A 13091-nucleotide genomic window follows, 5' to 3' on the forward strand; every position below is an offset into this window, starting at 1 on the left:
GTCGCAAGACCAAAGAGGGGGACCTTCGGGCCTCTTGCCATCGGATGTGCCCAGATGGGATTAGCTAGTAGGCGGGGTAACGGCCCACCTAGGCGACGATCTCTAGCTGGTCTGAGAGGATGACCAGCCACACTGGAACTGAGACACGGTCCAGACTCCTACGGGAGGCAGCAGTGGGGAATATTGCACAATGGGCGCAAGCCTGATGCAGCCATGCCGCGTGTATGAAGAAGGCCTTCGGGTTGTAAAGTACTTTCAGCGGGGAGGAAGGGAGTAAAGTTAATACCTTTGCTCATTGACGTTACCCGCAGAAGAAGCACCGGCTAACTCCGTGCCAGCAGCCGCGGTAATACGGAGGGTGCAAGCGTTAATCGGAATTACTGGGCGTAAAGCGCACGCAGGCGGTTTGTTAAGTCAGATGTGAAATCCCCGGGCTCAACCTGGGAACTGCATCTGATACTGGCAAGCTTGAGTCTCGTAGAGGGGGGTAGAATTCCAGGTGTAGCGGTGAAATGCGTAGAGATCTGGAGGAATACCGGTGGCGAAGGCGGCCCCCTGGACGAAGACTGACGCTCAGGTGCGAAAGCGTGGGGAGCAAACAGGATTAGATACCCTGGTAGTCCACGCCGTAAACGATGTCGACTTGGAGGTTGTGCCCTTGAGGCGTGGCTTCCGGAGCTAACGCGTTAAGTCGACCGCCTGGGGAGTACGGCCGCAAGGTTAAAACTCAAATGAATTGACGGGGGCCCGCACAAGCGGTGGAGCATGTGGTTTAATTCGATGCAACGCGAAGAACCTTACCTGGTCTTGACATCCACAGAACATTCCAGAGATGGGATGGTGCCTTCGGGAACTGTGAGACAGGTGCTGCATGGCTGTCGTCAGCTCGTGTTGTGAAATGTTGGGTTAAGTCCCGCAACGAGCGCAACCCTTATCCTTTGTTGCCAGCGGTCCGGCCGGGAACTCAAAGGAGACTGCCAGTGATAAACTGGAGGAAGGTGGGGATGACGTCAAGTCATCATGGCCCTTACGACCAGGGCTACACACGTGCTACAATGGCGCATACAAAGAGAAGCGACCTCGCGAGAGCAAGCGGACCTCATAAAGTGCGTCGTAGTCCGGATTGGAGTCTGCAACTCGACTCCATGAAGTCGGAATCGCTAGTAATCGTGGATCAGAATGCCACGGTGAATACGTTCCCGGGCCTTGTACACACCGCCCGTCACACCATGGGAGTGGGTTGCAAAAGAAGTAGGTAGCTTAACCTTCGGGAGGGCGCTTACCACTTTGTGATTCATGACTGGGGTGAAGTCGTAACAAGGTAACCGTAGGGGAACCTGCGGTTGGATCACCTCCTTACCTTAAAGAAGCGTTCTTTGAAGTGCTCACACAGATTGTCTGATGAAAATGAGCAGTAAAACCTCTACAGGCTTGTAGCTCAGGTGGTTAGAGCGCACCCCTGATAAGGGTGAGGTCGGTGGTTCAAGTCCACTCAGGCCTACCAAATTTGCACCGCAAATTTGAAGAGGTTTTAACTACATGTTATGGGGCTATAGCTCAGCTGGGAGAGCGCCTGCTTTGCACGCAGGAGGTCTGCGGTTCGATCCCGCATAGCTCCACCATCTCTGTAGTGATTAAATAAAAAATACTTCAGAGTGTACCTGCAAAGGTTCACTGCGAAGTTTTGCTCTTTAAAAATCTGGATCAAGCTGAAAATTGAAACACTGAATAGTCGAAAGATTATTCGTGAGTCTCTCAAATTTTCGCAACACGATGATGGTTCGTAAGAAACATCTTCGGGTTGTGAGGTTAAGCGACTAAGCGTACACGGTGGATGCCCTGGCAGTCAGAGGCGATGAAGGACGTGCTAATCTGCGATAAGCGTCGGTAAGGTGATATGAACCGTTATAACCGGCGATTTCCGAATGGGGAAACCCAGTGTGATTCGTCACACTATCATTAACTGAATCCATAGGTTAATGAGGCGAACCGGGGGAACTGAAACATCTAAGTACCCCGAGGAAAAGAAATCAACCGAGATTCCCCCAGTAGCGGCGAGCGAACGGGGAGGAGCCCAGAGCCTGAATCAGTATGTGTGTTAGTGGAAGCGTCTGGAAAGGCGTGCGATACAGGGTGACAGCCCCGTACACAAAAATGCACATGCTGTGAGCTCGATGAGTAGGGCGGGACACGTGGTATCCTGTCTGAATATGGGGGGACCATCCTCCAAGGCTAAATACTCCTGACTGACCGATAGTGAACCAGTACCGTGAGGGAAAGGCGAAAAGAACCCCGGCGAGGGGAGTGAAAAAGAACCTGAAACCGTGTACGTACAAGCAGTGGGAGCCTCTTTAATGGGGTGACTGCGTACCTTTTGTATAATGGGTCAGCGACTTATATTCTGTAGCAAGGTTAACCGAATAGGGGAGCCGAAGGGAAACCGAGTCTTAACTGGGCGTTAAGTTGCAGGGTATAGACCCGAAACCCGGTGATCTAGCCATGGGCAGGTTGAAGGTTGGGTAACACTAACTGGAGGACCGAACCGACTAATGTTGAAAAATTAGCGGATGACTTGTGGCTGGGGGTGAAAGGCCAATCAAACCGGGAGATAGCTGGTTCTCCCCGAAAGCTATTTAGGTAGCGCCTCGTGAATTCATCTCCGGGGGTAGAGCACTGTTTCGGCAAGGGGGTCATCCCGACTTACCAACCCGATGCAAACTGCGAATACCGGAGAATGTTATCACGGGAGACACACGGCGGGTGCTAACGTCCGTCGTGAAGAGGGAAACAACCCAGACCGCCAGCTAAGGTCCCAAAGTCATGGTTAAGTGGGAAACGATGTGGGAAGGCCCAGACAGCCAGGATGTTGGCTTAGAAGCAGCCATCATTTAAAGAAAGCGTAATAGCTCACTGGTCGAGTCGGCCTGCGCGGAAGATGTAACGGGGCTAAACCATGCACCGAAGCTGCGGCAGCGACACTATGTGTTGTTGGGTAGGGGAGCGTTCTGTAAGCCGTTGAAGGTGTGCTGTGAGGCATGCTGGAGGTATCAGAAGTGCGAATGCTGACATAAGTAACGATAAAGCGGGTGAAAAGCCCGCTCGCCGGAAGACCAAGGGTTCCTGTCCAACGTTAATCGGGGCAGGGTGAGTCGACCCCTAAGGCGAGGCCGAAAGGCGTAGTCGATGGGAAACAGGTTAATATTCCTGTACTTGGTGTTACTGCGAAGGGGGGACGGAGAAGGCTATGTTGGCCGGGCGACGGTTGTCCCGGTTTAAGCGTGTAGGCTGATTTTCCAGGCAAATCCGGAGAATCAAGGCTGAGGCGTGATGACGAGGCACTACGGTGCTGAAGCAACAAATGCCCTGCTTCCAGGAAAAGCCTCTAAGCATCAGGTAACATCAAATCGTACCCCAAACCGACACAGGTGGTCAGGTAGAGAATACCAAGGCGCTTGAGAGAACTCGGGTGAAGGAACTAGGCAAAATGGTGCCGTAACTTCGGGAGAAGGCACGCTGATATGTAGGTGAAGCGACTTGCTCGTGGAGCTGAAATCAGTCGAAGATACCAGCTGGCTGCAACTGTTTATTAAAAACACAGCACTGTGCAAACACGAAAGTGGACGTATACGGTGTGACGCCTGCCCGGTGCCGGAAGGTTAATTGATGGGGTCAGCCGCAAGGCGAAGCTCTTGATCGAAGCCCCGGTAAACGGCGGCCGTAACTATAACGGTCCTAAGGTAGCGAAATTCCTTGTCGGGTAAGTTCCGACCTGCACGAATGGCGTAATGATGGCCAGGCTGTCTCCACCCGAGACTCAGTGAAATTGAACTCGCTGTGAAGATGCAGTGTACCCGCGGCAAGACGGAAAGACCCCGTGAACCTTTACTATAGCTTGACACTGAACATTGAGCCTTGATGTGTAGGATAGGTGGGAGGCTTTGAAGTGTGGACGCCAGTCTGCATGGAGCCGACCTTGAAATACCACCCTTTAATGTTTGATGTTCTAACGTGGACCCGTGAACCGGGTTGCGGACAGTGTCTGGTGGGTAGTTTGACTGGGGCGGTCTCCTCCTAAAGAGTAACGGAGGAGCACGAAGGTTGGCTAATCCTGGTCGGACATCAGGAGGTTAGTGCAATGGCATAAGCCAGCTTGACTGCGAGCGTGACGGCGCGAGCAGGTGCGAAAGCAGGTCATAGTGATCCGGTGGTTCTGAATGGAAGGGCCATCGCTCAACGGATAAAAGGTACTCCGGGGATAACAGGCTGATACCGCCCAAGAGTTCATATCGACGGCGGTGTTTGGCACCTCGATGTCGGCTCATCACATCCTGGGGCTGAAGTAGGTCCCAAGGGTATGGCTGTTCGCCATTTAAAGTGGTACGCGAGCTGGGTTTAGAACGTCGTGAGACAGTTCGGTCCCTATCTGCCGTGGGCGCTGGAGAACTGAGGGGGGCTGCTCCTAGTACGAGAGGACCGGAGTGGACGCATCACTGGTGTTCGGGTTGTCATGCCAATGGCACTGCCCGGTAGCTAAATGCGGAAGAGATAAGTGCTGAAAGCATCTAAGCACGAAACTTGCCCCGAGATGAGTTCTCCCTGAGACTTTAAGTCTCCTGAAGGAACGTTGAAGACGACGACGTTGATAGGCCGGGTGTGTAAGCGCAGCGATGCGTTGAGCTAACCGGTACTAATGAACCGTGAGGCTTAACCTTACAACGCCGAAGATGTTTTGGCGGATGAAAGACATCAATATCAGCTTGATACAGATTAAATTAGCCGGCGATAAGCGGGTTAATAAACAGAATTTGCCTGGCGGAGATAGCGCGGTGGTCCCACCTGACCCCATGCCGAACTCAGAAGTGAAACGCCGTAGCGCTGATGGTAGTGTGGGGTCTCCCATGCGAGAGTAGGGAACTGCCAGGCATCAAATTTAGCAGTAAGCCGGTCATAAAACTGGTGGTTGTAAAAGAATTCGGTGGAGCGGTAGTTCAGTCGGTTAGAATACCTGCCTGTCACGCAGGGGGTCGCGGGTTCGAGTCCCGTCCGTTCCGCCACTTATTAAGAAGCCTCGAGTTAACGCTCGAGGTTTTTTTTCGTCTGCAATTTCATTATTGCCAGAATCGCAAAAATCCTCTGCATTTTACGCTCTTTTTCCGCAACAATCTGAAGTCCATAATCATCTCAGTTAACGAACATATCATTAAAAGAGGCATATTATGGCTATCCCTGCATTTGGTTTAGGTACTTTCCGTCTGAAGGATGACGTTGTTATTGTATCAGTAAAAACCGCGCTGGAACTTGGCTATCGCGCAATTGATACCGCACAAATCTATGATAACGAAGCTGCTGTAGGTCAGGCGATTGCAGAAAGCGGCATACCACGTAATGAACTCTATATCACCACTAAAATCTGGATTGAAAATCTCAGCAAAGACAAACTGATCCCGAGTTTGAAGGATAGTCTGCAAAAATTACGTACCGATTATGTCGATCTGACACTGATCCATTGGCCGTCACCAAATGATGCGGTATCAGTAGAAGAGTTTATGCAGGCGCTGCTGGAAGCGAAAAAACAAGGGCTGACGCGTGAGATCGGTATTTCCAACTTCACCATCCCGTTGATGGAAAAAGCGATTACTGCTGTTGGCGCTGAAAACATCGCCACCAACCAGATTGAGCTCTCTCCTTATCTGCAAAACCATAAAGTGGTCGATTGGGCTAAACAGCACGACATTCATATTACCTCCTACATGACGCTGGCTTATGGGAAGGCATTGAAAGATGAGGTTATTGCTCGTATCGCCGCGAAACACAATGCGACTCCGGCACAAGTGATTCTGGCATGGGCGATGGGGGAAGGTTACTCGGTTATTCCTTCTTCTACTAAACGCGAAAATCTGGAGAGTAACCTGCAGGCAGTAAATTTACAGCTTGATGCCGAAGACAAAAAAGCGATCGCCACGCTGGATTGCAACGACCGCCTCGTAAGTCCGGAAGGTCTGGCTCCTGAATGGGATTAAACTTCTCTGACAGCTCCTCCGGGAGCTGTTTTTATATGCTCACTAAGGAAATCGATAAAGGCTCGTATACGGGTGCTCACTGCACGGTCGCTGTAATAAACGGCGCTGAAAGGCATTTCCACTGGCAGTACTCTATCTGCCATTAACTCTACCAGTTCACCACGTGCAATTTCTTTGTCGATCATATAGTCAGATAAACACGCGATCCCGTTGCCACTCAGGCAAAGCTGTTTCAGCGTTTCCCCGCTATTGGATGACAAACCGTACTTCACCTCATGTAATTGCCCATCGCTACAGGCTATCGGCCAGGTATTGAGGGAGGCTGGTTCAGTGAATCCCAGGCAAACATGCTGCTTTAAATCGTCGATAGTTTCTGGCTTCCCGTGGCGGGCAATATAATCGGGGGAGGCGATAATTTTTCGATAGCTGTTAAACAACGGTCTGGCTCGGAGGCTGGAATCCGTTAATGCGCCGGCGCGAATCGCAACATCCACTTTTCTTTCGATCAAATTAATAATGGTTTCGGAGGAGACTAGCGATAAAGTAACTTCCGGATAGCGTTCACGAAATGGTTTAATCAACGGCATCAGAAAGTGCAATATCACGGGGGTCGCGGCATCGATTCGTAACAGTCCGCGTGGCGTATTACGTGTCTCCATGATTTCTGATTCTGCTGCGGCCATTTCCTGCAAAATCGACTGCACACGCCGAAAATAACGTTCCCCTTCCTCCGTCAGGCTAAGTTGCCGCGTGGTGCGATTAAGCAGGCTAACGCCAAGTTTCATCTCCAGCTTTTTCACCGCCCGGCTTACCGCAGAGTTCGCTTGTCCTAATTGTTCTGCCGCCCGGCTAAAACTTCCGCTTTCGACTACCGAAACAAAAATGGCGAGTTCTTCCGACGTGGCTTTCATTTTTGCTCCTGTTGCAAAATATAAAAGAGATTTTGAATTTATTTGTTATTAAACCATTCGGACAGGTGATAAGTCATCCGATTTAATGATCATCAATGATGAGCCAAATTCTGTCCGATGTAAGCACTTGCTTACATAACAATATACAATTGCTCGTTGAAAGAGTGAGCTAAAATCCCTATAACAGTAGAACCCTCCCGAGTGCGGAAGGGTTGACGTAATAGAGGTTTCAAAGTCAAAAGTGCGAAAAAACACCTATGCCATGCGCTATGTTGCCGGACAACCTGCGGAAAGGATCTTACCGCCAGGGTCTTTTGCGAGCATCGGCCAGGCATTACCCCCCGGAGAGCCGTTAAGTACCGAAGAGCGTATTCGGATCCTGGTGTGGAACATTTACAAACAGCAACGTGCTGAATGGTTGTCGGTACTGAAAAATTACGGCAAAGATGCGCATCTGGTGTTATTGCAGGAAGCGCAAACAACACCAGAGTTAGTGCAGTTTGCGACCGCTAACTATCTCGCCGCTGATCAGGTGCCTGCTTTCGTACTGCCACAACATCCTTCCGGTGTTATGACGCTTTCGGCGGCGCATCCTGTTTATTGCTGCCCGTTACGCGAACGAGAACCTATTTTGCGTCTGGCAAAGTCGGCGCTGGTGACGGTCTACCCATTGCCAGATACGCGTTTATTGATGGTGGTGAATATTCATGCCGTTAACTTCAGCCTGGGCGTGGATGTCTATAGTAAGCAGTTACTTCCTATTGGCGATCAGATAGCCCACCACAGCGGCCCGGTCATTATGGCGGGAGATTTCAATGCCTGGAGCCGTAGAAGGATGAATGCCTTATACCGCTTTGCGCGGGAAATGTCGCTGCGTCAGGTGCGTTTTACTGATGATCAACGCCGTCGGGCGTTTGGTCGTCCGCTCGATTTTGTTTTCTACCGTGGGCTGAATGTTAGTGAAGCTTCCGTACTGGTTACGCGCGCTTCCGATCACAATCCGCTACTCGTTGAATTCGGTCCCGGCAAGCCTGATAAATAAGGTATGTCAGGTCTGCCACAGGGCAGACCAATGTTTGGCGCTGCCCTTTAATACTCAAACAACTAAAGGACAGCGCAATGACAACACAATCCCACCATGACCATGTAGAAAAGCAGTTTAGCTCGCAGGCCAGTGAGTATTTAACCAGTACCGTGCATGCATCCGGGCGAGACTTGCAGCGTCTGGCTGCGCGTCTGGCCGGATATCCTGAAGCTTGCGTGCTTGATATGGGCTGTGGAGCAGGACATGCCAGCTTTGTCGCGGCGCAAAATGTGCAGGCGGTGGTGGCGTATGATTTATCTTCACAAATGCTGGATGTTGTTACACAAGCGGCCAATGCACGGCAACTGACAAATATCACTACTCGCAAGGGATATGCTGAATGCCTGCCATTTGCCGATCGCTCTTTTGATATTGTTATCAGTCGTTATTCTGCCCATCACTGGCATGATGTCGGTGCGGCACTGCGTGAAGTGAATCGGGTACTGAAGCCCGGTGGTCTGTTGATTGTGATGGATGTGATGTCACCGGGTCATTCGGTGCGCGATATTTGGTTACAGACGGTAGAAGCGTTACGTGATACTTCTCACGTGCGCAACTACTCCAGTGGCGAATGGTTGGCGTTAGTCAATGAAGCCAGTCTGGTTGTTGATAACTTGATCACCGATAAATTGCCGCTGGAATTTTCTTCGTGGGTCGCGAGAATGCGCACGCCAGAAGTATTAGCAGACGCTATTCGTGTTTACCAACAGAGCGCATCTACAGAGGTGAAAACGTATTTTGCCTTGCAGAATGATGGCTCTTTCACCAGTGATACTATTATGATTGAAGCTCATAAAGCGGCATAAATAAAAAAGGCACCGGGGGAATCGGTGCCTTTCTGTTATCTGGTTTGTCAGGAATCTGGCATGTTGTTGTTTTTTACAAACAACGTCAGCTTATCGCCTGGTTGCAGATTCGCAGTGTCGCTGTTCCAGCGCATCACATCTTTGATGTTCACGCCGTGACGCTTAGCAATGCTTGAAAGCGAATCGCCTTTGCGCACACGATACGTAATGCTATCGCTGTTGTTTGCCAGCCGCTGTGCGCTATTACCCGCGCCGATCGTCAGACTTTGGCCGGGTTTCAGCTTAGAACCGCGCAGATTGTTCCACTGCTGCAAATTCTTTGTGCTTACGCCGAGACGTGAAGCGATGCTTGAAAGCGTGTCGCCAGAGCGTACGGTGTAAACACGGCTGTTAAGTGGCGTATTGTCGGCAACCAGAGTTGATTGTACGGCAGCAATTTCGCCTGAAGCCAGAGATTCACGCAGTTGATCTGCATGTTTCTTTGGCACCATCACGTATTGCGGACCACTTGCGCCCAGCGTGGAACCTTTTACGCCAGCGTTGAATGTCTTCAGCTTGCTGACAGAAATTCCCGCCATATCTGCAACCTTCGCCATTTCAACTGGGCTACTCAGGTGTACACGCGCCAGAGCACGGCTTTCATCGGTCGTCGGCAGACGTACGCCATAACGCTTGCTGTTCTTGAGAATATCACTCAATGCCAGCATTTTAGGCACGTACTGCTTCGTTTCCTGTGGCAACGGTAACGACCAGAAGTCTGTGGATTTACCACGCGCTTTGTTCGTTTTAATTGCCTTCATGACTCGACCTTCGCCGCTGTTATAAGCCGCTACGGTCAGAAGCCAGTCGCCGTCAAACATTTTGTTCAGACGCTGCATCATGTTCAGCGCAGCCGTTGTTGAAGCAACAACATCGCGACGCGCATCATAATTGCGGGTCTGTTTCAAACCATAATTGCGCCCCGTGCTCGGAATGATCTGCCAGATGCCTGCGGCATTGGCGCCAGACGTTGCGTGAGGATCAAAAGCGCTCTCCACTATGGGTAGTAGTACCAGTTCCATAGGCATGTTACGTTTTTTAACTTGCCCGGCAATCCAGTACATATACGGCTCTGCCCGTAAAGTTACATCGTGGAGATAGCTCTTATTGCGTAAATATTTCTGTTTCTGTTCGCGAATCCGGTCATTTTCCGGAATTCCCATCTTTAGCTCGTCGCCTATGAAAGCCCACAAGTCACCATCTGGCGCGATAGACGTCCCATCGTCCATCCATCGTGCCTGACTTGTAAACTTTGCTGCTTCCCCTTGACCAGCTGCAGAAAGGCTCTGTGCGTGCTGTTGAACGTTACCGGTACTCTGGCAACCTACGAGCAGGACAGAGGCGAGTAATATCGCTTTTGCCTTCATGTGTGTGTCAATAGTTGCTTAAAAGACGACCGATCATAACGGCGAACGAAGCCAATGACAAGAAAGTTTTATCAGAACCTATCTTTCTTTGACCTTAACCATGCAAAACGCTCTTCAGGTTGTTGCAATAATGTTTCTTTATTAATTACATTAATTAAATCAATATCTTCTGTTCTCAAAAAAACATTAATTTGTCGCTCATTTTTCAGAATTACGGGGAGTGTTATTTGATTTTTTGCCCGTAACTCCTTAACTTTACGATAATAATCATTTATGGACAAATCGTGCGGAAGAATACTCAAGGCAAACTTCATATTTGATAAAGTATATTCATGAGCACAACACACCAATGTATCATCAGGAAGTTCACTTAGTTTTTTAAGTGATTGATACATCTGTGGTGGAGTACCTTCAAATATCCTCCCGCATCCTCCAGAAAACAAAGTATCGCCGCAAAATAGATAAGGATTACTGAAGTAGCAGATATGTCCTAAAGTGTGACCTGGTGTAGCAATTACACTAAATTCATGCCCTAAAACGAAGGCAGTATCGCCATCTTTGACTACCTGCGTTGTTCCCTTATCTTGTGTCTCTTCGGGTCCATACACCACAATTTGCGGATACTTTTCTACCAGTTCTTTTACACCTCCAACGTGATCGTGGTGATGGTGAGTGAGGAAAATCGCTACTGGTTGCCAGTTGTTATCTGAAATCGCCTTTAATACAGGTTCTGCCTCTCCCGGATCGACAATCAGGCAACGACCTGCTTCATCAGATAAAACCCAGATGTAATTGTCATCAAAGGCGGAAATACTGTTAAGATTCATAGATTACCTCTCAGTGCGAAACGGAAGGTTGTGATGAAACCGGCAAGGAACCCTCAAACTGTCGTGGCTCCTGATTGCTGGGGCGATTTGCCCTGGGGAGAGCTTTATCGCAAGGCGCTGGAGCGTCAGCTCAACCCATGGTTCGCTAAAATGTATGGTTTTCATCTGCTTAAGATTGGCAATTTAAGCGCAGAAATCAATTGCGAAGCGTGCGCGGTTTCTCATCAAGTGAATGTTTCTGCACAAGGAACGCCCGTACAAGTGCAGGCGGATCCGCTTCATCTTCCTTTTGCCGATAAATCCGTCGATGTTTGTCTACTGGCGCATACGTTGCCGTGGTGCACTGACCCGCATCGTTTATTACGCGAAGCCGATAGGGTATTGATTGATGATGGTTGGCTGGTTATTACTGGCTTCAATCCCATCAGTTTAATGGGATTACGTAAACTTGTGCCGGTATTGCGAAAAACATCGCCCTATAATAGCCGGATGTTTACCCTGATGCGGCAACTGGACTGGCTTTCTTTGTTGAATTTTGAAGTAGTGCATGCCAGCCGTTTCCATGTTCTCCCGTGGAACAAATATGGTGGAAAACTATTGAGCACGCATATTCCTGCGCTTGGTTGCTTACAACTTATTGTTGCCCGGAAACGGACTATTCCTCTAACGCTCAACCCGATGAAACAGAGCAAAAACAAACCGCGAATTCGCCAGGCGGTTGGTGCCACCCGGCAATTTCGTAAGCCGCAGGCTTAAACTTCGGCTTGATAGCCCGTATCTTCCAGCGTGGGATTCATCGCTGCTGCGCGAGCCAGTTCATCGCAACGTTCGTTTTCCGGATGCCCGGCATGGCCTTTAACCCATTCCCATTTGATTTGATGCTGACCCAACGCGGCATCGAGACGTTGCCAGAGATCGACATTTTTTACCGGTTTTTTGTCTGCGGTTTTCCAGCCCCGTTTTTTCCAGTTATGGATCCACTGGGTGATCCCCTGGCGGACATACTGGCTGTCGGTACTCAAAATGACTTCGCAATGTTCTTTTAACGCTTCCAGCGCAACAATAGCAGCCATCAACTCCATACGGTTGTTGGTGGTGCGGGTGTAGCCTGCGCTAAAGGTTTTTTCGCGTCCGCGATAGCGTAAAATAGCGCCATAACCACCCGGCCCGGGATTACCCAGACACGAACCATCGGTGAAAATTTCTACCTGTTTAAGCATCTCTGGTAGACTTCCTGTAATTGAATCGAACTGTAAAAAGACAAGTCTGACATAAATGACCGCTATGAGCACTGCAATTACACGCCAGATCGTTCTCGATACCGAAACCACCGGTATGAACCAGATTGGCGCGCACTATGAAGGCCACAAGATTATTGAGATTGGTGCCGTTGAAGTGGTGAACCGTCGTCTGACGGGCAATAACTTCCACGTTTATCTGAAGCCCGATCGGCTGGTAGACCCGGAAGCCTTTGGCGTACACGGTATTGCCGATGAATTTTTGCTTGATAAGCCCACGTTTGCCGACGTAGCTGATGAGTTTATGGACTATATCCGCGGCGCGGAGCTGGTGATCCATAACGCAGCGTTCGATATCGGCTTTATGGACTACGAGTTTTCGCTGCTCAAGCGCGATATTCCAAAGACCAATACCTTCTGTAAGGTAACCGATAGCCTTGCGGTAGCGAGGAAAATGTTTCCTGGCAAGCGCAACAGCCTCGATGCGTTATGCGCTCGCTATGAAATAGATAACAGTAAGCGTACGCTGCACGGGGCATTACTCGATGCTCAGATCCTGGCGGAAGTTTATCTGGCGATGACCGGTGGTCAAACGTCGATGGCTTTTGCGATGGAAGGAGAGACACAGCAGCAACAAGGCGAAGCGACAATTCAGCGTATTGTGCGCCAGGCAAGTAAGTTACGCGTTGTTTTTGCGACAGATGAAGAGCTTGCAGCGCATGAAGCCCGTCTTGATCTGGTGCAGAAGAAGGGCGGAAGCTGCCTCTGGCGGGCATAATTATCCGTTGAAGGCGCTAAA

At 49.9% G+C, this 13091-nt stretch carries 9 protein-coding genes, 3 tRNA genes, 2 rRNA genes and 3 other annotated features; of the genes, 10 read left to right on the forward strand and 4 right to left on the reverse strand.

Annotated elements, in window-relative coordinates; all coding sequences use genetic code 11:
• Positions 1-14: 14 nt before the first annotated feature.
• Positions 15-167: a sequence feature (16S ribosomal RNA rRNA prediction is too short), on the forward strand.
• A gap of 53 nt (positions 168-220) precedes the next feature.
• Positions 221-362 (forward strand) — a sequence feature (16S ribosomal RNA rRNA prediction is too short).
• A gap of 11 nt (positions 363-373) precedes the next feature.
• Positions 374-1346: a sequence feature (most likely nonfunctional fraction of RNA operon), on the forward strand.
• Between the two features lie 81 nt (positions 1347-1427).
• The 6 genes from A1SC_RS02235 to dkgB all read left to right on the forward strand — a co-directional run bounded on the left by A1SC_RS02235 (position 1428) and on the right by dkgB (position 6020).
• Positions 1428-1504 (forward strand) — tRNA-Ile (locus A1SC_RS02235).
• 42 nt (positions 1505-1546) lie between these two features.
• Positions 1547-1622 (forward strand) — tRNA-Ala (locus A1SC_RS02230).
• 185 nt (positions 1623-1807) lie between these two features.
• A 23S ribosomal RNA gene (locus tag A1SC_RS02225) occupies positions 1808-4712 on the forward strand.
• Positions 4713-4808: 96 nt separating this feature from the next.
• A 5S ribosomal RNA gene (gene rrf / locus A1SC_RS02220) occupies positions 4809-4923 on the forward strand.
• A 54-nt stretch (positions 4924-4977) separates the two neighbouring features.
• A tRNA-Asp gene (locus tag A1SC_RS02215) sits at positions 4978-5054 on the forward strand.
• Between the two features lie 162 nt (positions 5055-5216).
• Positions 5217-6020, forward strand: coding sequence for a 2,5-didehydrogluconate reductase DkgB (dkgB, locus tag A1SC_RS02210; RefSeq protein WP_016262896.1), 804 nt, complete (start codon positions 5217-5219; stop codon positions 6018-6020).
• On the opposite strand, the gene yafC is transcribed toward dkgB, so the two are convergent.
• Positions 6017-6931, reverse strand: coding sequence for a DNA-binding transcriptional regulator YafC (gene yafC / locus A1SC_RS02205; protein WP_000648552.1), 915 nt, complete (start codon positions 6929-6931; stop codon positions 6017-6019). The two genes, dkgB and yafC, sit on opposite strands and share 4 nt — an antisense overlap.
• Positions 6932-7172: 241 nt before the next feature.
• On the opposite strand from yafC, the gene A1SC_RS02200 reads away from it, so the two are divergent.
• Together A1SC_RS02200 and A1SC_RS02195 are read left to right on the forward strand one after the other, a co-directional pair.
• The gene (locus tag A1SC_RS02200) at positions 7173-7973 is read left to right on the forward strand and encodes an endonuclease/exonuclease/phosphatase family protein (RefSeq protein WP_001230982.1); all 801 of its coding nucleotides are present in this window, start codon (positions 7173-7175) and stop codon (positions 7971-7973) included.
• A gap of 77 nt (positions 7974-8050) precedes the next feature.
• Positions 8051-8821, forward strand: coding sequence for a class I SAM-dependent methyltransferase (locus tag A1SC_RS02195; RefSeq protein WP_000211694.1), 771 nt, complete (start codon positions 8051-8053; stop codon positions 8819-8821).
• Positions 8822-8868: 47 nt separating this feature from the next.
• On the opposite strand, the gene mltD is transcribed toward A1SC_RS02195, so the two are convergent.
• Positions 8869-10227 carry a murein transglycosylase D gene (gene mltD / locus A1SC_RS02190; RefSeq protein ID WP_000644687.1) on the reverse strand — a complete coding sequence of 453 codons (1359 nt, stop codon included), beginning with the start codon at positions 10225-10227 and terminating at the stop codon, positions 8869-8871.
• A gap of 71 nt (positions 10228-10298) precedes the next feature.
• Complete coding sequence (gloB, locus tag A1SC_RS02185) at positions 10299-11054, reverse strand: hydroxyacylglutathione hydrolase (RefSeq protein ID WP_001515750.1); 756 nt, start codon at positions 11052-11054, stop codon at positions 10299-10301.
• A gap of 33 nt (positions 11055-11087) precedes the next feature.
• Between gloB and A1SC_RS02180 the strand changes: the two genes are divergently transcribed.
• On the forward strand, positions 11088-11810 hold the full coding sequence (locus tag A1SC_RS02180; protein ID WP_001515751.1) for a class I SAM-dependent methyltransferase: 723 nt from the start codon (positions 11088-11090) through the stop codon (positions 11808-11810).
• Here A1SC_RS02180 and rnhA read toward each other — a convergent pair.
• Positions 11807-12274 (reverse strand): ribonuclease HI, encoded by a 468-nt coding sequence (gene rnhA, locus A1SC_RS02175; protein WP_000917882.1) that lies wholly within the window; start codon positions 12272-12274, stop codon positions 11807-11809. The two genes, A1SC_RS02180 and rnhA, sit on opposite strands and share 4 nt — an antisense overlap.
• A 64-nt stretch (positions 12275-12338) precedes the next feature.
• Between rnhA and dnaQ the strand changes: the two genes are divergently transcribed.
• Positions 12339-13070: a DNA polymerase III subunit epsilon gene (gene dnaQ, locus A1SC_RS02170; protein ID WP_010379295.1), complete on the forward strand. Its 732-nt coding sequence runs from the start codon at positions 12339-12341 to the stop codon at positions 13068-13070.
• Positions 13071-13091 lie beyond the last annotated feature (21 nt).

Source organism: Escherichia sp. KTE52 (assembly GCF_000408325.1).
Classification (GTDB): Bacteria; Pseudomonadota; Gammaproteobacteria; order Enterobacterales; family Enterobacteriaceae; genus Escherichia; species Escherichia marmotae.